We start from the raw sequence: 21,042 nt of genomic DNA on the forward strand, positions 1-21,042 counted from the left end.
ACAAAATCAAGAGTGGATATTAGCAACATCTTCAAGCGCCCCGGACATGTGTCCGAGGTACATAAATAAAATGGACTAGGAACTAATAAAATTAGCGCTAGTTTTCCTCGCGGTCCTTAATCTGCTGCGCAATGTATTCCTTGTGCGCGCGGCGGTTCTCCGACCACACTGCAACAGACTCATTGGCCTGGACGCGCAGCTTCGGGAACACAAAAACCGACAGCGGCATCGCAATAATCAGTGCGAACACAGCCGTAATTGCAGCCGGAATCTGCACATTAACGAGGTAGATAATCACGAGCAGAATGAAGAACAGCACTAGGAATAGCAGCAGACGAGCAAGGCCGTACCAGAACAGCCCCTTCATGGCATTGCCGCGACCAGCATTCTTGGTCACCGGAGCTGCTGGCATCTGAGCCTCAGAAGCCAACTTGTCCTGCTCTGCTGGATTGGTCATTAAACCCTCACCTCTACGTGTTACGCCTGTGCTGTGCCCGGGCGTTGCTAGCGTCCATGGCTGTTCGTGTCCAACGTTCCTTTGTACCCTAACGAACTCTGTACGCCGTACCGCATGCAGTGCGATACCCCTCGTGGGCACTACGGGACTCGTTGCGTATTCTAGTCGGTAAATCCAGGAGGTTAGCTATTACATGGGTCGGCTCATTCTGCTGCTGTTCATCATCCTTGTCGTAGTCATGCTGTGGAAGGCATTTGGCCCCGGCAGTCGCGGCAACGGCATGCGACGTATTTCCGCTCCGCAACCGGAACCCCGTCCGCTCGCTCCCGACGATGATCCGGAGTTTCTCTGGAAGCTCAAGAAGGCCGAATTCGATCGCCGTAAACGTGAGCAGGAGCTACAGGAGCGGCGCGAACGGGAGCAGGACGACAACCCCGATAATCCCGGCGAAACTGACTAAACGTCCTTGCCACGCAGCAACAACTGCTGCAGATATTCCCCGTAGCCACTGGCGCTGAGAGCGTCGGCACGCGCGCTAAGCGCAGCATCGTCAATGAATCCCATGCGCCACGCCACCTCTTCCGGCGAACCAATCTTGAGGCCCTGCCGCTGCTCGATTGTGCGCACAAAATCGCCCGCGGCCATCAGATTGTCCACCGTGCCGGTATCCAGCCACGCCGTGCCGCGCGGCAGCACCTCTACCTGCAGTTTCCCGCGCTCCAAGTAGGCGCGGTTAACATCCGTGATTTCCAATTCGCCGCGTGACGACGGTTGCAGCGAGCGAGCTATCTCAACAACCTCGGCGTCATAAAAGTACAAACCAGGCACCGCGAAATGGCTGCGTGGTTTCTTCGGTTTCTCCTGGATCGCCACGGCTTTGCCGCTTTGGTCGAAGTCCACGACTCCATAGGCTGTGGGATCTGCGACCCAGTAGGCGAAGATCGCTCCGCCATCGACGTCATGGAAGCGGCGCAGCTGCGTGCCCAAGCCAGCACCGTAAAAGATGTTGTCGCCGAGGATGAGCGCAACGGAGTCATCGCCGATGTGGTCCGCACCGATGATGAACGCTTCAGCGAGACCACGGGGCTCGTCTTGGGTGGCAAAGGTGAGGTTGAGGCCCCACTGCGAGCCGTCGCCAAGCAAGCGTTCAAACTGCGGGGCATCATGTGGCGTGGTGATGACGAGGATATCCCTGATTCCCGCTAGCATCAGCGTGCTCAGCGGGTAGTAGATCATCGGCTTGTCATAGACGGGAACCAGCTGCTTGCTTACGCCAAGTGTGATGGGAAACAGCCGAGAGCCCGTACCACCTGCGAGGATGATGCCCTTCATAGTGCTCGCGCCTTTCTGCCTTACTGCCCGGCCGCTTCGTTGGCGATTGCCCACTCGTCGCGAGCCATGTTCTCAAGATCCTTGCAGTCAAACTCACTGGGGAGCTTATTGCCCTCGGCCTCGAACTGCTCGATAGTCGGAGCCTTCTGATCGCGCTCGGAGAGAATCATGTCCGCGTCGGTGAGACCACCCTTGGCCAGCAGCGCAGCCAGGTCAATTCCGAGAGTCGGGTCCTGGATGCTAACAGCACGCTCTGCCTCCGGGTTGTAACCGGTGGAAGTGAGGTAAGTGAGCACAGAGTCGTCGGCAAGCGAGACGAAGCCATGTCCGATGCCGTTGGGCAGATAGACCACTCGGCGGGTCTTGCTGTCGAGCTCGAAAACCTCGACCTTGCCGAAGGTATCGGAGCCGCGACGCAGGTCAACCGCAATGTCGAGGATGTGGCCCGCGGGACAAGTAACCAGCTTCGCCTGGCCGGGGTGGCCATCTGGCGCGGTGCTGACGTCAGCGAAGTGCAGGCCACGGACAACGCCTGCGGCGGAGACACTCATGTTGGCCTGCTCCGGGAAGAACGGGTAGCCCGTGGCCTCGGCGAATGCGTCGAGGCGATACCACTCGTGGAAACTACCGCGGCTGTCGCCGTGGATGACCGGTTCGAAGGTGAAAACGCCGTCGATAGAAGTGGGCTGGAATGTGCTCTTAGGGCTCATGGGTAACAAGTGTAGACGGGGCGCCCGGGCTGAGGCTGTGGCACGCGTTGAGTGTGCACTGAGTGTGCGTTGAGGGTTCGCTAGGCATGCCCCAGCAGCGAACTACAACTCCTGCTCGCGCTCCGCGTAGCCAGCCTCAGCGGCATCGTAGGCCGCCGCCCACCAGGACTCGTTGGCGCGATACCAGTCGATGGTCTCGGCGAGCCCCGCGGAAAAGTCTTGGTAGCGCGGCTGCCAGCCAAGGCTGCGGATGGATGCGGGGTCAATCGCATAACGACGGTCATGCCCCGGGCGGTCAGTGACATGGACAAAGTCGGACCGCTCACGACCGAAGCCCTCCAGGATGTCTCCGACCACGTCGAGGTTGGAACGCTCGCCATCGGCACCAATCAGGTAGGTCTCCCCCACCTCGCCAGAATCCAAGATTGCCCAGACCGCGTCGTTGTGGTCATCGACGTGAATCCAGTCCCGAACATTCTCGCCAGTGCCGTACACGCGAGGGCTACGACCGCGCAACAGACCACAGATCTGGCGGGGAATCAGCTTCTCCGGATGCTGCCTCGGCCCGTAGTTGTTCGAGCAGTTACTAATCGTCGCAACCAACCCGAAGCTGCGCACCCACGCCCGGACAAAGTGATCCGCTGAAGCCTTGGAGGCCGAGTAGGGGCTGGAGGGTTTGTACGCGGTGGCCGTCGTAAAGCGTGCTGGATCGTCGAGAGCGAGATCGCCGAAGACCTCGTCGGTGGAGACATGGTGGAGGCGAACGTCGTGGGTGGCGCAAGCCTTGGCCAGATTCACGGTGCCCATGACATTAGTGGTGACGAAGGGATCGGCATCCACCAGCGAATTGTCGTTATGGCTCTCTGCGGCGAAGTGGACGACCACGTCGAAGCGGGGCACGAGGCGATCGATCAGCTCCGCGTCACGAACATCGCCGCGGATGATTTCACAGTCCGCGCCATCCAAGCTCGCAGGGTTCGCGGCATAGGTGAAAGCGTCAAGCACCGTGACATTCACATCGGGCCGTGTAGCCAGAGTGCGGAGAACGAAGTTGGAACCAATAAAGCCGGCACCACCGGTGACGAGAACGCGCATGGAAGCGATTCTAGTTCACCCGGCGATGCCGGCTTTGTACAAGTGTGAAGACTTAGTTCAGACCAGCGTAGGAGTGCAGGCCCGAAACCACCATGTTGATGAAGAAGAGGTTGAACACCATGGTCGCGAAACCGAAGATGTTAATCCACGCGGCCTTGGTATTACGCCAACCCGAGGTCGCGCGAGCGTGCAGGTACAGAGCGTAGATAATCCAGGAGATCAGAGCCGTGGTCTCCTTCGGATCCCAGCCCCAGTAGCGGCCCCATGCGGACTCCGCCCAAATAGCGCCGAGAACAATGCCCAGACCGAACAGCGGGAAGGACCAAATAGCGGTGCGGTAGGCAATCGCATCCAGCTTCTGTGCATCCGGCAGCGGCGAGACCAGCTTGCCTAGGAAACCCTTTTCCTTGCCCTCGCGGTTGTACATCCGCAGCATGTACAGAATCGAGGCGACACCGGAAATCAGTGCGATACTGCACCCGATAGAAATAATCGAGACGTGAACCGGAATCCAAATCGACTGCAGTGCCGGCACCACCGGAGCAGCCTCAACATATAGGTTCTTACCGCCGTAAAACATCAGCGCCAGAATCGGAGCCAGCATCCACGGCCAGAACACACGCATGGTTTCACGATGCAGTACGCCAGCTGCAATTGCCATAGCAAACAGAATGGAAACTGAGACGTACTCGTAGAGGTTGCCCCACGGGAAACGCTGCACAGCCAGGCCACGCAGCAGCACCGATGCAAAGTGCACGGCCACACCGACGTAAATCAGCATTTCCGTCACAAAGCCGAGTCGGTTCGTCAGCGCCTGGTTCTTAGGCTCGCTTGCCGACGACTTCGTCGCCGACTCCCCCGAGTCAGCCGTAGCAGTGGTGGATCCGCCACCAGCACCAGCGGCTACCAGCTCGCGCTCGGCAACCTGACTCTTCGCTTCAGCAACCGCGATACGACGGCTGTAGTAGGCAATGGAAACAACAAAGGCCACAAGATAAAAGGCGAAGGCCGTGAAGTACGACCAGTCCGAAAACTGCGCCAGTGTCTTATTGACGAGCATGTACTTGGCTCCAAAGTGTGGAATTAGCGGAATACTTCTTCAAACCCTAGTACTAAAGAGGGACTAAGCAAAAGGGGGCCGGACATGGGGGACACAAAAAGTTGCGCGAAGGCGAAATTTTCGCCCCCGCGCATTCACCCCCGCAGAGGAATGGAACAGACTTAATGGTCAGTTAGCTTTTGACCTTGTTGTCTGTGCTGTCCTTATCGGCAGTGTCATCCTTGGCAACATCGTTTCCTTCGCTGTCCTCGTCATCGCTATCGCGTTCCAGGATGTCGTCCACGATGTACTGAAACTCCTCGCCCCAACCGGCCTTGTCGGTGCGGGCCAGGCCACCGAACTCAACGCGAGTGCGGCCATCTTCCAGCGGGAACATACGCACCCAAATACGACGGCGCTTAATACCCAGCGACATCACCATGCCAGCCAGTGCGGCCACAGTCGCCACCAGTACCCAGAACTGCGTGGGATCGTGCGAAACCTGCAAGTTGACGAACTCCTTCGCACCGAGGAATTCAATCTTGGTGCCGTCGGCAAGCTCGGTGGATTCGCCCTTCTTAAGGTTGACGCGGGCCTCCTTTTCCAGCTGACCCGAGTGCATCAGGTCGCGGTCGAGGGAGAACAGACCCTGCGAACGTCCAGTGTCCAGGCCAGCGTCGCCTCGGTAGACATCGACGGCCACAGCCGGATCCTGCATGGCCGGGTAGGAGGACTGCAACAGGGCGCCCTCTTCACCAGTGAACTCGGCGGTCGGGGCGAACAGGCCCTCAATCGCAATCTGGTTCTGGCGACGCTCGAACAGGTCCGGGTACATGCCTGCAGGCGGGTCAAAACGCAGAGCACCCGAAGACAGGAAGTACGTCAAATCATCTGGGCGGAACTGAACAATCGAAGTACGCGACTCACCATTCGGCCAGGTCACCTTGAACGCCGGGGCAAAGCCGTGGCCCTGCAGGTACACGCGGTCACCCGCAATGCGCAGTGGGTGATTGACCTGCAGCGTGGCCTTTTCCCATTCATCGACAGGCTTGCGCATGTCCTCCTCTTCCGCATAACGGATATGAGAGGTAAACATCTTGGCCTGGCCATTCGGCAGGTAGTCGGCGAAGAAGTCATCGACCTGAATACAGAATGGGTTCAGCGTCGTACCGTCAAAGGTGTTGCCAGCGCGCAGCGAGTCAAAGTTCGCCGCAGCAGTATTACAGAACGGAACGCCCACCGCGCTGTTGACGTTGTCGTCAGATATCTCGGTGCCGGTGTTGGTCAGCAAAATGACCTGACCTTCGTAATAGGTCATGCGACCCCAACCGACGATGATAATCAGCAGCGCAATGCCCAGGTGGAACACCAGGTTGCCAAACTCACGCAGGTATCCCTTCTCCGCGGAAAAGGATCGTGCCCCAGCGCGATCTTCATCTGCTGGAGTCTCGGTCAACGCCCACTTGTTCAGGCGCTCACGCACCCGCTTAGAAACTTCATCCGCAGAGGCATCGACCACGGCTTCGTCGTGAAGCGGAAGACGCGCTAACCGTTTCGGCGCCTTGGCCGGTGGTGTCTTCATGGCCTTGTAGTGGTCGATGGTGCGCGGAATAATGCAGCCGACCAGGGAAATCAGCAGCAAGGCCACGATGGCGACGAACCAGACGGACGAGAAGACATCGAAAAGCTGCAGCTTATCCATGATCTCGGCGGTCTTGCCGTTGGCGGCAAGATACTGGTCGACCTTGTCCTTATTCAGCGAGCGCTGTGGCAACAGGGCGCCCGGAACCGCTGCGAAAGCGAGGATGAACAGCAGAATCAGCGCTGTGCGCATGCTAGTCAACCAGTTCCAGACCTGCTGGAAGGGCTGTCGTACCTTATTCCAATTCACCGACATCGAAAAATCTTTCACTAAATTGGCGTTACCGTATCAGTAATAAAAGCGGCCTGAACCCAGGCAACAAAAACATCCCACAGTCCCGTGACCAGGGCAATTCCGACCAGCACCAGCGCCACACCACCGATGAGCTGAATAGTTCGCGAGTGCTTACGCAGGAATTCCACTCCGCGCATCGCGCGTGCCGACCCCAGCGCCACCAAGATGAACGGCAGCCCCAGCCCCAGGCAGTAAGCGATAATCAGCGCCACTCCCCTGGCCGCGGTCATTCCCTGTGTACCTGCGGACACCGAAATAATTGCAGTCAGCGTCGGCCCCAGACACGGCGTCCACCCCAGCGCGAACACCGCGCCAAGCAGTGGCGCTCCCAGCCACGTGGTCCAGCGCTTCGGCGCCATGCGGGTGTCCTTCTGCAGCGCTGGCACCATACCCATGAAGGCAAGCCCCATCACGATGGTCACCACGCCACCGACAATCGTCAGCGTGCGCGCCTGCAAACGCAACGTGGACACGAGCCCGAAAATAGAGGCCGAACCCAGCACGAAAATGACAGTAAAGCCCAACACGAACAGCAACGCAGCCAGGCCGACGCGGGCTGTTGAGGAACGCTGGCCACGGCCTCCATCGCCGTCATGCTTATCGACGGAGGTTGCGTCCGCAACTCCCGTCGTCACGCCATTGCCCTGCGCCCCCGATGCTCCGGAAATACCAGTGAGATAGGAGACATAACCGGGCACAAGCGGAATAACGCACGGGCTGGCGAAGGAGACGAGACCGGCCAGTGCAGCGGCGAGCAGCCCCAACACAATGGGACCGCCGGTGGCAGCGTCGGCGAACTGTTGGCCGATGCCATCGGCAGAAAAGATCGTGTCCATGGCAAGAGTTGACATGCCGGGGCCTAGCCCTCCGCCTTCACTTCATTGACAGCCTTCATCAGCATGGTGTGATCGACCTCGCGGAGGAAGACCTTCGCCGGGCGGTGCTGCTTGTCCAGGATGATGGTCGTCGGAATCACCGACGCCGGGATACCACCGAGCGCACCGGCGTTGACGAAAGCCGGATCGTAGATGGACGGGTAGGTGATGCCGTTGTCCTTCACAAAGTCGATGGGAGCTTGGCGGACATTGTCGCGGACGTTAATGCCGAGGACAGTGCCGATGCCTTCCTCTTCCATCTGTTCTTGGACGTACTGCAGGTCATCCGACTCGGAGCGGCACGGTGCGCACCACTGGCCCCAGGCGTTCAGAACCACAATCTGGTCCTTGAAGTCATCGAGGGAGATTTTCTTGTCGTCGTCCTCTAGAGAAGGACCGAACACCTTGCCGACCGGTTTGCGCTCCTCCGGTGCGTAGTCAATGATCTGCTGACCCCCTGGAGAAACAAACTCGAACTGACCGCCGACGGCAACGGCATCGTGTCCCACTGAATCTCCGGGGTTACATGCTACGAGCGACAGAGACAGAGTTGCTGCCGCTAGCGTTGCTGCAATTCGGGACGATGAGACCTTGGCCACTTGGGGTGCCACCTTCCGGGGTCAGTGAAACTTCAACAAGACTATTTATTCACCTTACAGGTGACCGGCCGGTTCACTGTAGCGCACGTCGACAATGGTGTCTCCGACGAAGATCAAAGAGGTCACGCTCGCCAGATCGCACTGCCTAGTTGCCGGGTTGTGGGCGAGCTTCAAGTACCGCGCACGACGCTGAGCTGCAATGATGCACAGCTGGTGCGTCACCAGCACCGCTTCCCCTCCCTCGGCGGCCTCGCGGGCTCGCTCGATGGCGTGGAACATACGGTCCGCGATCTCCTCGTAGGGCTCGCCCCAGCTGGGCACGCTCGGACGACGCAGCCGTGGCCAGTACTTCGGATTCCACAGTGCGGAGTCAATGCCCTTGATGTGCAAACCCTCAAAGGAGTTGCCAGCCTCCAGCAAATCTTCATCCAGGGTCGGCTTCATGCCGATTACCTCGGTGAAGGGCCGTGAGGTTTCCTGCGTGCGCTGCAGCGGAGAGCAGGCGAAGTAGCGGATGTCGTGGCCTTCGAAGGACGAGGCCGTGGCTGCTGCCTGGCGCTGACCGCGCTCAGACAAGTGCCAGCCGGGCAGGCGACCGTAGAGAATCTTATCCGGGTTATAAACCTCGCCGTGGCGGACGAGATGTACGACCGTGGTCTTGGCGTGCTTTGTTGCACGCTTAGACGCCTGGTTTTCCGGCTGTGTCGGCTGCGATTCCTGCTGCTCGGCCTGCGAATTGGTCTTGTTCGACACGTGTCACCTACTCCGGCTTGGCGGCTGCCGCCGCCTCGGCCGCGCGGGCTGCTGCACGCTCGATAATCTCGAAGTCGGCGTCGGTCAGCGCAGCGGAGACGAACCAGGTCTCGTAGCAAGAAGCCGGCGGGTAGACACCATTGGCCAGTAGGGCGTGGAAGAAAGCCGGGTAGCGGAAAGTATCCGCTGCCTGCATCTGCTCAAAGTTATGGCCCTCGCCCTCGGCGAAGCGTGGCGAGAGCATCGTGCCCGCACGCTGAATGTGGTGGGCCACGCCCTGCTTGGTCAGGGCGTCGGACAGAATCGTGGCCAGGCGATCTGCGTTGGCTGTGACGGTGTCATAGACATCCTTCGTGGCATTTTCCAGGTTGGCCAGGCCAGCTGCCATAGCGACCGGGTTACCGGAGAGTGTGCCTGCCTGGTACACCGGACCGTTCGGAGCCAAGTACTCCATGACGTCGCGGCGACCACCAAAGGCAGCTGCTGGCAGACCACCGGAGACGACCTTGCCGAAGGTGGTCAGGTCACCGGCCACACCATCAATGCCGTACCAGCCGTTGTAGGAAGCGCGGAAGCCAGTCATGACCTCATCGAGAATCAGCAGTGCGCCGTCTGCATGGCAGACTTCCTTCAACTTCGCGTTGAAGTTGTCCTGCGGTGCGACGGTACCCATGTTGCCCGCTGCCGCCTCAGTGATGACACAGGCAATCTCGCCCGGGTTCTCAGCGAATGCGGCCTTGACGGCCTCAATGTCGTTATAAGGAACAACAATGGTGTCGGCAGCCGATGCACCGGTGACACCCGGCGAATCCGGCAGACCAAAAGTAGCGACACCGGAACCGGCCGATGCCAGCAGCGCGTCCACGTGACCGTGGTAGCAGCCGGCGAACTTGATGATCTTGGAACGGCCAGTGAAACCGCGAGCCAGGCGCACTGCGGACATGGTGGCCTCAGTGCCAGAGTTGACCAGACGCACCTCATCTACCGACGTGCGTTCAACGATGTGACGAGCCAGGTCGGTCTCAGCCGTCGTCGGAGCGCCGAAAGACAAACCGCGAGTGGCGGCGCTCTGAACGGCCTCCACCACTGCCGGGTGCGCGTGGCCCAGAATCATTGGACCCCACGAGCAGACCAAGTCCACATATTCGTTGCCATCAACATCCACGAGACGAGAGCCCGCGGCGTGGTCAATGAAACGTGGGGTGCCACCGACGGAACCGAAGGCGCGGACCGGCGAGTTCACGCCACCCGGCGTCACTGCCTGAGCCTGCGTAAAGAACTCTGCCGAACGATCGGTGAGCTCAACGTTTTCTGGGACATGAGGAGCATTAATGTCTTGAGTCACGGTGACCATCGTAGACGGCCACTCGGATGAAGGGCTACCCTGCCCTACCAACGTCCCAGCTTCACCCTGAATAGATGCTTGCGGCGAGAGGACACTCGACGGGATCGCCAGTCGATCCACAAGCTGGAGAAAATCATCAAAAGCGATGCCAGCAGCGGGTGAATCATACCGGTCATACCCAGCAGGATGACCGCAACGTTGTAGAACCACGCAAAGTAGATGTTGGAGTCCATCATCCGCACCACAGCACGTGCGATTTCAATGGCCTCCGGAATCGACAACACGTTGTTACGCAGTGCCACGACATCGGCGTAATCAACATCAAGATTCTGATTGCCTTCGGTGTTGTCCATCAAAACACCCACGTCAGCGGCACGCAGAGAGTCCCGGATGTCCTTGTCGCCAACCATCACGACAGTCTCGCCGTCACTGTGTACCGAACGCACCGCAATGGCCTTGCGGGAGGCAATGATGCCCGCGAATACTCGTGAGATATTCAGCCGGTCAGCAAAACGACGGGCTACTGGATACGGATCTCGCGTGATCATCATGGTGTCCACGCCCATATCCTCAAGCTGGTCAATGCTCTCGACCGCATCGGGCTTAATGTCCTCACCAATGGTGATGACACCACGGACCTTGCCACGCCACGACACCACCATCGGAGTACCGCCACTGAGCGCAGCCACAGCCATTTTCTCGCTGAGTGCAGTGAGATCACGCGGACGCCAAACACGCCCCTCAACAAAGCGCATCTCTAACTTGTCGTCGGAGTCCTTCACCGGAATCTCTACCTGGCCAACGAACGCACCATCTTCCGCAATTGCGACGTGTACGGTCTCAATCCAGTGCGGCACCTCGCCACCGCCGGAACCGGCGTCGCGGGATGCACGGCACGCGCGTACGATGGCCGCCGATGCCGGGTGGTTGCTCTCCATCATGAGAGCGCCCGCCACACGCAGAACCAGATCCGGATTTTCATTGCGCTCAGCGGCGACACCGAGCACGTGGGTGTCACCCTCGGTCAGCGTTCCAACTCGGTTAAAAATCACCACATCGGCAGCGGCCAGCTTTCGGAAAGTCTCATTGCCACGAATCAAGATTCCGTTACTAGCACCGGCCAGAATCCCGATGCGCTGCACGGTCGACGTAGACATTGCCAATGCCACCGGCGCGATGCCCGAGAGCATAGCCAGCGCTACCGCGAGGGCACCGCTCATCGTGCCCGTAGCCAGCCACCAGCCGCAAAAAGCCACGCCCGCCAACGACAGCGTCCATGGCACCAGCTCTGATGCCGAGTGCACTGCGGTCTGGTGCATCACCGTTTCTTCTCGAACCGCTTGACGAAGCCAGCGCGCTATCGATGACGCCCGGGTCTTGAAACCGGTGCGTTCCACGCGCACCTTGAGCTCCGAATCCAGGTTGATTGCACCGGCCCAAACCTTGGAATTGACCTTGACCTTCTGCGGTTCAACGCCGATACCGAGTAGCTGCGCATCCATCATGGACGCACCACCGATGACTGAGCCGTCAACTGGAATCACCGAGTGCGGTGGAACCACGATGTCATCACCGATATTGAGCTCCGCGACCGTCACCTCCACCCGTTTCGGCTCCGCGGATTTAGCGCTCTTGCGCACGACTGTCACGTTTCGCTCAGCTGGAATGCGCAGGTTGCGCAAGATTTGTCCAGTACGCACCTTGTTGTAGCGCGTAAACATGCGACCTGTTAGCAACAGCACGGTCAGACCGCAGGCAACGTCGAAAAACACCTCTGCCGAGGCGCTTTCCCGGTAGTTGAAAGCAAACCACGTGGGCGCAGTGGTATATCCAATCTGTCCCGCGGGACCAAAGATAAGCTGCGCTAGCGACCACAGCCACGCCAGCAGGATGGCAATGGAGCTCGCCCCATCCAGCGCCGACATCCGCCGACGCAGGGACGCCGCCATTGCCCGGTGGAACGGCCAACCACCCCACCACACCACAATCGTGGTCAGCACAAGACACATCCACTGCCAACCCGGGAACTGCCAGTTGACGTTCAACGACGTCACCAGCACCGGAATCGATAGGAACAGGCTTCCCCAAAAGCGTTGCTTGGTCACCAGTTCACGCGCCGTGAACAGTACTTCCGCGCCACCGCCGCTTCGGCGCAAGGCCGCTTCACGACGGCGAATGCGCTCCTCCTCATTCTGTTGAGCGGCAGCCGGAACAGCGGGACGGCGATGTTGTGACACATCCAGCCGAGTTGCACGACGCCGAAGCGTGCTGCGCGTGAGGTACGACTCGACCCCAATTTCGCGGAGAGCTTCGATGAACTGATTCGGATCGATGGTATCGGGCGCGGTAATCCACGCGCGTCCGGGCTTGTAGACCACAGAGGCCGTCACATCTGGAAAGGATTCCAAAACATGCTCAGCACGCTCAGCGCTCTCGGCGTTTTCCAAGTTTTCCAGGATGAGTGCGAAAGCTGTGTTGGACTGGCCTCTGCGGTGTGCAAGTCGCTGATGGGCACTTTCTTCGTCGATGTCCTGACGGCTTCGTGGCAATGCCTTACGAGCAGCGACCTTGGCATCCACAATCGCTTGTTCAACGCGATTGTCCAGAGAGAAATCAAACTCACCGGTGTCACTCATGGCCTTTGAAACTTTCCGTCTAATCCTGTGGCTGGTTGGCGCGCGTGAGCGCTAATTCACGATAGAGCAACAGTAGTCCACACGCCATTGCCAGGCTGGGCACGATAACCCATACAGTCAGCGCGCCGGCCATAACGGCAAAGAACATGGCGAGAGCCGTGATAATCACCATGATGAGCAGGCAGTTCCGGGAGAGTTTGAACTCAGTGGCCGTCGGCAAGCAGCCGCTACCAATAAGCGAGCAGACCAGCGTCACACCGGCGACGATGTAGATATCGCGGCCAACGGCGGCGGGAGCCTGCGAGTAGTCGCCGGTGACCAGTATCAAGCTCAGGACAATCTGGGCGATGAGCGCGACGAAGAGCACCCACTGCCAGGGCCGACTCGGCAGGGACATCATCGCTTGGACTCCTCAGGCTGCTTGGGCTGCTGGGGCTGTGACTGGTCCAGCTGCTGTTGCTGCTGGGGATCAGCGCCATGCTTCGACGTTCTCGGCAGATGCGATTCCGTGGCGGACGGAGTCCACGGTTTCGATGGGCGCTGATGATCGAAGTAGTCCTTGGACTCCTTCGAAGCGGCCAGCACCAGGCCAGCTACCGCGGCAGTGGCAGAGGCGATTCGCACAATTCCGCTGATAAGAACGAGGGATGCCGGCACTCCCGATTCGGAAGCCGTAGAAGAGAAGAAGGACATCAGCGCTGACAGAGCCAGGTAAAGCGAGCCGATAACCAGCACGGTGCGAGCACCTTCACTCCCCTTGCGCATTCGCTCGATGATTGCGAAGAACGCGATGCAAAGCCCCACTGCGAAAAAGAACGCGATAACGATAGTCGCCTTCATGGCGGCATCAATCTGGCCCTCGCTGAAACCCGGGAAATTCTCCTTAGCGGTTGAGGGGCTCATCAGCATTTCCGGATGCAACCAGTAGGTCACCGTAGCTACCGCAGCGACGAGCAGCTGCAACACGGCCGTAACCCGCCACGCCTGCCTAGCTCCCTCGACCTGCTCGGGAATTGCGGGCTTCTTCTCTTCTTTAGTCATCCGTCCACTTCTCGATATTTACTACTGCACGTTCACCCCAGCGGATTAGAACTGGGCACGCAGCTTCTTCGCCAAGTCCACCGCTGCGTACGTCAAAATCTGCTCCGCACCAGCACGGCGAATGCTCAGCACTGCTTCCATCATCGCAGCATCCAGGTCAATCCACCCGTTGGCGGCAGCGGCGTGAATCATCGCGTACTCACCAGAGACCTGGTAGGCGGCAACCGGCACCGGCGACATATCTGCGACCTCGCGCAGAATGTCCAGGTAGCTCATGGCCGGCTTGACCATCACCATGTCCGCGCCTTCGTCAACGTCGAGCTGCACTTCAAGCAGGGACTCACGACGGTTTGCAGGATCCTGCTGGTAGGTACGGCGATCGCCCTGCAGCGAGCTGCCCACAGCTTCACGGAATGGACCGTAGAAGGCGGAGGCGTACTTTGCCGAGTACGCCATGATGGAGACATCCTCATGGCCAGCGGCATCCAGGCCTTCGCGAATTGCGGCAATCTGGCCGTCCATCATGCCCGAAGGGGACACGATATGGGCACCGGCGTCGGCCTGCGCAACGGCCATCTTGACGTAGTTAATCAGCGTGCGGTCATTCTCAACGACCGTGTTGCCGAAGCGATCCGTGCCCAGTACACCACAGTGGCCGTGGTCAGTGAACTCATCCAGGCAGGTGTCGGCCATGATCAAAATGTCATTCCCGAACTCGTCGCGGAGACGACGCAGGGCACGGTTGAGTACGCCCTCCGGATTCCAGGACTCAGAGCCCTCGCCGTCCTTGTCCGCATCCAGCGGGACACCGAAGAGGTCAACTGCCGAGATACCTGCCTCAACAGCCTCGCGCACAGCTTCTACCAGGGAGTCCTCGGTATGCTGCACTACCCCGGGCAGGGAGCTGATTGGCTTCGGCTCATCAATACCATCTGCAACAAACATGGGCAGGATGAGATTCTTCGGAGTCAGTGTCGTCTCCGCCGTCATCGCACGCATCACCGGGTTGGTGCGCAGCCTGCGTGGGCGACGAATCGGGAGAGGAAATCCAAACTGTTCGAGATCGATTTCGCGGGATGATTCAGAAGCTCCAGATGTAGTCATAAAGACAACCTTAATCAAAACGCGAACTCGCTCCGGTACGCCCCTGCTCAGTCCTTGGTTTTACGCGAACGACGACGCTTCTTGCGCGGTGGTGGCAGCTGCCCTGCCGCCCGCAGTTGCGCAACATGCTCTGCCAGCGCATCCACCAGCTCCGGGATGCTTGCGCGCTCCGGCACGACATCTACCCGCAGGCCGTACTCGCGAGCCGTGGCTGCGGCCATCGGCCCGATGCAGGCAATGATGGTGCGAGCATGCGGCTTACCCGCGATGCCGACCAGGTTCTTCACCGTCGACCCCGAGGTAAAGCACACTGCGTCGAAGCCACCGGACTTAATCATGTCGCGGATATCCGCACTCGGTGGCGCTGCCCGCACGGTACGGTAAGCGACCACATCATCAACTTCCCAGCCCAGGTCAATCAGACCGTCGACAAGCACATCGGTGCCGATATCGGCGCGCGGCAGCAGCACGCGGTTGACCGGATCGAGATCCTCGATGTACTCCGGGAACACGTCGACAATGCCCGCGGCATTTTGACGAGTGTCATCCGGAAGCAGCTCCGGAGTGATGCCGAGATCGCGGATGGCAGCGGCGGTGCGATGGCCGACTGCTGCGATGCGGACCCCGGCGAAGGAGCGCGCGTCCAAGCCGAATTCCTGGAACTTCTCCCACACTGCGGTGACGGCGTTGACGGAAGTGAAGACAACCCACTGGTAACGGCCGTCGACAAGCCCCTTGATGGCGCGTTCCATCTGCGCCGGGCTGCGCGGTGGCTCGATTGAGATGGTCGGGACCTCAATCGGGATGGCGCCGTGCGCAACGAGACGGGCACTCATCGGCCCTGCCTGCGCCTTGGCACGTGGGACCAGCACCTTCCATCCGTAGAGAGCGCGGTTTTCCCACCATGAGTACTTCGAACGATTGTCCACACCCTTGCCAAGCGTGACCACCAGCGGACCGGCCAGGTCACCCGAGAGCTGCGCCAAGGTGCCCAGCGTGACGTCGTAGGTGCGCTGCAGACGAGTCGTACCGTTGACAGTCACCGACACCGGCAACGACGACGGCAGGCCGCGTTCGCCGAGCTCAGTTGCAATGGCGGACAGGTCGTCCTGCACGGCCTGCAGTACCAGCGGCTGTGGTGCCTGGGCCAGCTCGTCCCAGTCCACATCGGCGCGACCGAGATCGGTCTCCGTGTACGTCGAGCCCAACGCGATACCGGCAAATGCCGGGACGGTGGAGGGCACGGACATGCCAGGGACAATCTGGAACTCAACATCGGCGTGCGAGACCTCGTTGATTTCGGCCAGCAGCGAATCGTTGGTCAGCGGATTGCCTGCCACCAAACGCACCACGTCATTGCCTTTAGCGGCTTCTTCGACCAGCAGGTTGGCCATCTTCTTGGGATCGTCGATAGGCGTGCGCAGATCTGCGGCGGTCGGTGGTGCCGGACGCGGCGGCTTACGACGAGATCCCTTGGCCTTGGCTGCGGCGCACATGCGCTCGTACTCTTCCTCGGCTTCCTTCAGCAGCTCGGGAGGAACAGGCACATCGGTTGCGACGAGCTCTCGAACCCCCGGCATGACATCGGCGTCGACGTAGGCGATAGCGGTGTCTGCGAGAATCTCACGGGCGCGAAGCGTCAGCAGGTCGGGATTTCCAGGACCAGCGCCGACGAACAGGATGCGTCCCGTTGCTGAGGGGAGGGAGGTGTTCATCGTTGCGGAGTGATTTCTTTTCTATTGGTTGTTCACTTTTCGTGCCGATGAGTCTTGAAGGAAGAAAGCGGACATGCGCCAACGCATGTGAGTGGCAGGTGGACACCTGAATCTCACATGCGAGCACACGAAGGAAACCCTTATCCCAACGGCATGCATACAGGCCTATTAGCATAAAGGGTTTGAGCCAAATTAACTAACCGGCTACTTTTGAGATTCCCGCAGGGTATCGCCCATTACCTCATGAGCACCCCGTTCGAGCAGGGCCGCCGCAACCTTCCGGCCAAGCTCATCGGCCTTATCCACGTTTGCGGTAGCGGTCTCGAGCAACTGACGCGAACCGTCGAGTGCGAACACCCCCGCCTGCAGGGTGAGTTCACCACTGTCGCTCACGGTTGAGTAGGCCGCGACCGGAGCGGTGCAGCCCGCTTCCAGCTCATTGAGTACCGCGCGCTCAGCGACAGCGCGGGCATGGGACACCGGGTGGTCAATCTTGCGCAGAATATCCACAATTTCGCGGTCAGCAGTGCGGCACTCCAGCGCCAGGGCGCCCTGAGCCGGGGCCGGCATGAGGACGTCCACGTCCAGGGATTCCGCAATCTCTCCGAGGCGACCCGTGCGCTCCAGTCCGGCGCGAGCCAGAATGACAGCGTCCAAGTCCTCAGAGACACGCCCCATGCGGGTTTCGATGTTTCCACGCAGTGGTACAAGTTCCAGATCGGAGCGCAGCGCACGCAGCTGAGAGACACGACGCGGCGCGGAGGTACCCACACGAGCACCCTCAGGCAGGTCCATCAGCGGCGTAGCATCACGGGAAATCAGCGCTTCTCGCGGATCGACGCGCTCCGGCACGGCTGCGACCATCATGTCGTCTTCCGGCAGGGTCGGCAGGTCCTTAAACGAGTGCACGATAATGTCGCACACCCCCTCGCGGAGTGCATGACGCAGCGCCTGGGTGAAGACACCGATGCCAATCTTTTCCACCGGGTCGTGGCGGTTATGGTCACCGGCGGTCTTTACAATCACCAGCTCTGCAGGCTGTCCCAGCTCAATCAGTGCATCACGGACGTGACCGGCCTGTGTCGTAGCCAGTTCCGAGCCCCTGGTACCGATACGAATAGTCGCTGGGTCAGGCATGTTTCCCTCCGGGTGTTAATTTTTGGTGGTTTCAGCAACGCCTTCAATGATGGCACTACTGTCAAGACCATACTGCTCAAATCCCTGCATCCGCCCAATTCGGCCCTCTACCATGAGATCTGCGGGGATATCGGTGTCAGCATACAGGCCAGAGGGGGTGGATAGGGGCAGGTCGAAGAGCTTCTGCAGGGCAAGCGCGTAGTTGCCACCGCCCTGCTGGCTAGAAAGCTTCTTGACCTGCACCGTTGGCGCGTGCAAGAGCTTATCGACGACGCGGCGAACCGTGGACTCGACCTCGCGACGTTCCTTTTGAGTAAGACCCGGTGTCTTCGCCTCCAGGCGAGCGAGCTCAGCCGCCGCCACATCCGCCGCGCGCTCACGCAGAGCGCGAACAGTCGGTGCTACCTCGCTTGCGCGCTGCGCCGTGAGGTAGGACTCCAACTCTTCGGCCACAATGTCGCGCGCTGCAGCCTCATCATCACGACCCGGAACCTCCGTGCGAGTCATCTGCAGCAATTCGATGTTGAAGAGTGCGATCCCCTCAAGCCCGGAGACATCCTCCGCGACGTCGCGAGGCATAGACAAATCGACGATGGCGAGCGGGCCGTGGTTGACAACATCTGCAGCTGAGACCACTGGAGTCATGGCTCCGGTGGCACTGACGAGAATGTCCACATCATCGAGGACATCAGCGAAATCATGCAACGCAATAGCAGTAGCGGGGATGCCCGCTTCGATCGAGTGGTTAGCCAGGTTCTGCGCCCGGTCAACGGTGCGGTTGGCAATAATCAGACGATCAATGCCGCAGCGCCCCAGGTAACTGGCGGCCAGCGAACTCATCGCACCGGCGCCGAGGATAAGGGCCGAACGTCCGGCCAGAATATCGGCACCCTCAGCGACGTCAACACCAGAGTTGAACCCAGGATGCAGCGCAGCAATCGCCTCGTCGATGGCCACGGAGACCATCGATGCGCCCGCGTTATCAATCAGCGTTTCGCTGTGGACTCGCTTACCTGTGTGCAGCGCCTTCTGCGCCAAGTCATGCAGCATGCGGCCGACGGTGCCGGCTTCGTCCGCTTCCTGGTAAGCATTGCGAAGCTGACCGATAATCTGCTGTTCCCCCAGCACCATCGAGTCAAGACCAGCACACACCGAGAAGGCATGCTCCGCTGCGGCCTGTGCGTACCGCACATAGAGGTGCGGTGTCAGTTCATCGAGTTCGAGCCCAGTACGACCGACAATTTCACGGACCACGGCCGATAGCCCAGAGTGGAAGCCGTTGGCCACCACGTAGTACTCAACGCGGTTACAGGTCGACAACAGCATCGCTTCGCTGATCGCTTCATCCGCGACCAGCCGAGCCAAAATGGCCTCTCGCTCAGTTTCACCGACGGAGACCTTTTCAAGAAGGGTCACCGGTGCAGACCGGTACGACATTCCGACGAGAAGCACACTCACCGCTCAATCACCGCTCTATTGCTCCTTCACAGGCCCCGCTACGGGCTTTTTCACACAGCTATGACTGTTAACGCTAGACAACTCTGCCATCTCGTCACAACAAAGGCATACTTTACTTAGTCTCTACCTCGATGTTCGCAGCACTCCCCTGCTTCTTTGCCGCTACTCCACATTCTGCCATGTCTCCGCAGCTCCTAGCAGTTTGGCAGAGTTGTCTCCCGAACTTATTCGGCCTCCGCTATCGCTTCCAGGAGTTCATCATCATCGATTTCCCAGCAAGCGATTTCCTCATCATTGACCAAAATCACCGGCACGCGATCGCCAAATTCCATGGCCAAGTTCGGATCGGTATCGACGTCTTCCACCTGGAACTGCGCATTTTGGTCCCGAACTAGCGGCTCAATCTGCGCAATCACTCGGGCGCACGAACCGCACGTCTTCCTACTCATCACCGTCACAGTCACCATAACGGCCAGTCTAAAGGTCGACTGTTTCGCTTTACGACGTCCCCCTCCCCACACTTCCCCTGCAAAAGTGACTCTTCTTATCCTTGCCCTTATCCGCTCCTTGAATCTCAGCGCGCAGCTTTGCCTAAAGAGCGGATAATATTCAACAAGAGCTTCCGATAACGGATGTCGGTTGCATACACCGTGGAAAGAGATTTTCGTGCCGTGAGTGAGTTCAGTGCCGACAACCGCTCCCCCTTCCCCATCGACATGCTGGGTGACCTTGCGTCCTCGCAGGGTAACGTCCGCAACTTCCTCGAGCAGGTAGTTCTCGCTCCGCTCAATGACGAAGCACAGGAGGAAGCTGGTGCTGCAGCGGCTGCAAATGCACTGGAAGCTCTCGGCGAAGTCTACGACGTCGGCGGCGAAGAACTGGCTACGGGATTTCGCAGTGTAGCGGGTGCCGAAGATGCCGCTGGCGGTGCACGTGTGCTCTCGCAGCCCATTCCAGGTGTCGAACGCGATCAAGGCGCAGCCGCTTTCTTCGATGTGGACAACACGCTTGTCCAGGGCGCATCAATCTTCCTCTTTGCCATGGGTTTGGTCGAGCGCGGCTTCATCAAGAAGCGCGATTTGGCCGGCATGATTTGGAAGCAGCTGAAGTTCCGAATCTCAGGCGCGGAAAACGCTGCCGACGTAGCTAAGGCTCGTGAACAGGCATTGGAGTTTTTCGCCGGCCACGATGTGAATGAAATGGTCAAACTCGGCGAAGAAATCTTTGAAGAAAAGATCAGCGACCGCGTTTACCAAGGCACCCGCGATCTGGCGGAACTACATATCCAGGCTGGCCAAGAGGTCTGGCTGGTCACCGCCACCCCGGTGCAGCTGGCCCAGGTTATCGCTAAGCACATCGGACTGACCGGCGCCCTTGGCACGGTCGCCGAGGTCAAAGATGGCAAGTTCACTGGCCGCCTGGTAGGCGATATTCTCCACGGCCCGGGCAAGAAGCACGCGGTGGCAGCTCTGGCGGCCTCTTCCGGGTTGGACATGTCTCGCTGCACGGCATACTCAGATTCCGCCAACGATATCCCCATGCTGTCCATGGTAGGCACCGCCGTAGCCATCAACCCGGACCGCAAATTGCGGAATTACGCCCAGAAGATGCGGTGGACTGTCTACGACTACCGTCACTTCCGCTCCGCAACCTTCGCCACGATGCGGTGGCTCTCGATCGGAGCACTGCTGGCAGGAGCTGTCGGGGGCGCGGGACTCGTCGGCAAGCGACTGTGGGACGCGAATAAGGAAAGTTAAACGCTGCTAGGCGCACTCGAGAGTTAGTGACTGCGTTTATGACTAAAATGGCT

Annotated in this window: 20 protein-coding genes; 2 read left to right on the forward strand and 18 right to left on the reverse strand. The window is 59.5% G+C overall.

The features are described 5' to 3' along the window. Window positions 1-97: 97 nt before the first annotated feature. On the reverse strand, window positions 98-457 hold the full coding sequence (locus tag HMPREF2820_RS07695; protein ID WP_016422003.1) for a DUF4229 domain-containing protein: 360 nt from the start codon (window positions 455-457) through the stop codon (window positions 98-100). Between the two features lie 193 nt (window positions 458-650). Here HMPREF2820_RS07695 and HMPREF2820_RS07700 point away from each other — a divergent pair, with 193 nt between their 5' ends. Further along, entirely contained in the window at window positions 651-917 is a 267-nt protein-coding gene (locus HMPREF2820_RS07700) for a hypothetical protein (RefSeq protein WP_016422002.1), read from the forward strand. On the opposite strand, the gene rfbA is transcribed toward HMPREF2820_RS07700, so the two are convergent. The 17 genes from rfbA to HMPREF2820_RS07785 all read right to left on the reverse strand — a co-directional run bounded on the left by rfbA (window position 914) and on the right by HMPREF2820_RS07785 (window position 19,699). After that, window positions 914-1,789, reverse strand: a complete 876-nt coding sequence (rfbA, locus tag HMPREF2820_RS07705) for a glucose-1-phosphate thymidylyltransferase RfbA (RefSeq protein ID WP_070603557.1) — start codon at window positions 1,787-1,789, stop codon at window positions 914-916. The genes HMPREF2820_RS07700 and rfbA overlap by 4 nt on opposite strands. A 20-nt stretch (window positions 1,790-1,809) precedes the next feature. Beyond that, window positions 1,810-2,499 carry a dTDP-4-dehydrorhamnose 3,5-epimerase family protein gene (locus HMPREF2820_RS07710; protein WP_016422000.1) on the reverse strand — a complete coding sequence of 230 codons (690 nt, stop codon included), beginning with the start codon at window positions 2,497-2,499 and terminating at the stop codon, window positions 1,810-1,812. Window positions 2,500-2,601: 102 nt separating this feature from the next. Beyond that, window positions 2,602-3,594, reverse strand: coding sequence for a dTDP-glucose 4,6-dehydratase (gene rfbB / locus HMPREF2820_RS07715; protein ID WP_070603558.1), 993 nt, complete (start codon window positions 3,592-3,594; stop codon window positions 2,602-2,604). Between the two features lie 52 nt (window positions 3,595-3,646). Next, window positions 3,647-4,654 (reverse strand): c-type cytochrome biogenesis protein CcsB, encoded by a 1,008-nt coding sequence (gene ccsB, locus HMPREF2820_RS07720; protein ID WP_070603559.1) that lies wholly within the window; start codon window positions 4,652-4,654, stop codon window positions 3,647-3,649. Window positions 4,655-4,826: 172 nt separating this feature from the next. Beyond that, a complete protein-coding gene (locus HMPREF2820_RS07725) occupies window positions 4,827-6,530 on the reverse strand; it encodes a cytochrome c biogenesis protein ResB (RefSeq protein ID WP_070603560.1) in 1,704 nt (567 codons plus the stop codon). 14 nt (window positions 6,531-6,544) lie between these two features. Further along, a complete protein-coding gene (locus HMPREF2820_RS07730; RefSeq protein ID WP_070603662.1) occupies window positions 6,545-7,405 on the reverse strand; it encodes a cytochrome c biogenesis CcdA family protein in 861 nt (286 codons plus the stop codon). Window positions 7,406-7,428: 23 nt separating this feature from the next. Then, on the reverse strand, window positions 7,429-8,043 hold the full coding sequence (locus HMPREF2820_RS07735; protein ID WP_070603561.1) for a TlpA disulfide reductase family protein: 615 nt from the start codon (window positions 8,041-8,043) through the stop codon (window positions 7,429-7,431). A 54-nt stretch (window positions 8,044-8,097) separates the two neighbouring features. Further along, on the reverse strand, window positions 8,098-8,796 hold the full coding sequence (locus HMPREF2820_RS07740) for a histidine phosphatase family protein (protein WP_083308453.1): 699 nt from the start codon (window positions 8,794-8,796) through the stop codon (window positions 8,098-8,100). A gap of 7 nt (window positions 8,797-8,803) precedes the next feature. After that, window positions 8,804-10,150, reverse strand: a complete 1,347-nt coding sequence (gene hemL / locus HMPREF2820_RS07745; RefSeq protein WP_070603562.1) for a glutamate-1-semialdehyde 2,1-aminomutase — start codon at window positions 10,148-10,150, stop codon at window positions 8,804-8,806. 35 nt (window positions 10,151-10,185) lie between these two features. Then, window positions 10,186-12,777, reverse strand: coding sequence for a heavy metal translocating P-type ATPase (locus HMPREF2820_RS07750; protein WP_070603563.1), 2,592 nt, complete (start codon window positions 12,775-12,777; stop codon window positions 10,186-10,188). Window positions 12,778-12,796: 19 nt separating this feature from the next. Then, window positions 12,797-13,177, reverse strand: a complete 381-nt coding sequence (locus HMPREF2820_RS07755; RefSeq protein WP_070429271.1) for a hypothetical protein — start codon at window positions 13,175-13,177, stop codon at window positions 12,797-12,799. After that, window positions 13,174-13,818, reverse strand: a complete 645-nt coding sequence (locus tag HMPREF2820_RS07760) for a hypothetical protein (RefSeq protein ID WP_070603564.1) — start codon at window positions 13,816-13,818, stop codon at window positions 13,174-13,176. Before HMPREF2820_RS07760 ends, HMPREF2820_RS07755 begins: the two co-directional genes overlap by 4 nt. Before the next feature lie 45 nt (window positions 13,819-13,863). Next, window positions 13,864-14,922 carry a porphobilinogen synthase gene (gene hemB / locus HMPREF2820_RS07765; protein ID WP_070438168.1) on the reverse strand — a complete coding sequence of 353 codons (1,059 nt, stop codon included), beginning with the start codon at window positions 14,920-14,922 and terminating at the stop codon, window positions 13,864-13,866. A gap of 47 nt (window positions 14,923-14,969) precedes the next feature. Next, window positions 14,970-16,637, reverse strand: coding sequence for a bifunctional uroporphyrinogen-III C-methyltransferase/uroporphyrinogen-III synthase (locus HMPREF2820_RS07770; protein WP_070603565.1), 1,668 nt, complete (start codon window positions 16,635-16,637; stop codon window positions 14,970-14,972). 204 nt (window positions 16,638-16,841) lie between these two features. Beyond that, window positions 16,842-17,774 (reverse strand): hydroxymethylbilane synthase, encoded by a 933-nt coding sequence (gene hemC / locus HMPREF2820_RS07775; RefSeq protein WP_049190547.1) that lies wholly within the window; start codon window positions 17,772-17,774, stop codon window positions 16,842-16,844. A gap of 15 nt (window positions 17,775-17,789) precedes the next feature. After that, window positions 17,790-19,232 carry a glutamyl-tRNA reductase gene (locus HMPREF2820_RS07780; RefSeq protein ID WP_083308454.1) on the reverse strand — a complete coding sequence of 481 codons (1,443 nt, stop codon included), beginning with the start codon at window positions 19,230-19,232 and terminating at the stop codon, window positions 17,790-17,792. A 224-nt stretch (window positions 19,233-19,456) separates the two neighbouring features. After that, window positions 19,457-19,699, reverse strand: coding sequence for a glutaredoxin family protein (locus HMPREF2820_RS07785; RefSeq protein WP_016421985.1), 243 nt, complete (start codon window positions 19,697-19,699; stop codon window positions 19,457-19,459). A 165-nt stretch (window positions 19,700-19,864) separates the two neighbouring features. Between HMPREF2820_RS07785 and HMPREF2820_RS07790 the strand changes: the two genes are divergently transcribed. Next, entirely contained in the window at window positions 19,865-20,989 is a 1,125-nt protein-coding gene (locus tag HMPREF2820_RS07790; RefSeq protein ID WP_070603566.1) for an HAD family hydrolase, read from the forward strand. The last annotated feature ends 53 nt before the right edge of the window (window positions 20,990-21,042 follow it).

The organism is Corynebacterium sp. HMSC064E08, from assembly GCF_001811805.1.
GTDB classification, from domain to species: Bacteria; Actinomycetota; Actinomycetes; order Mycobacteriales; family Mycobacteriaceae; genus Corynebacterium; species Corynebacterium jeikeium_D.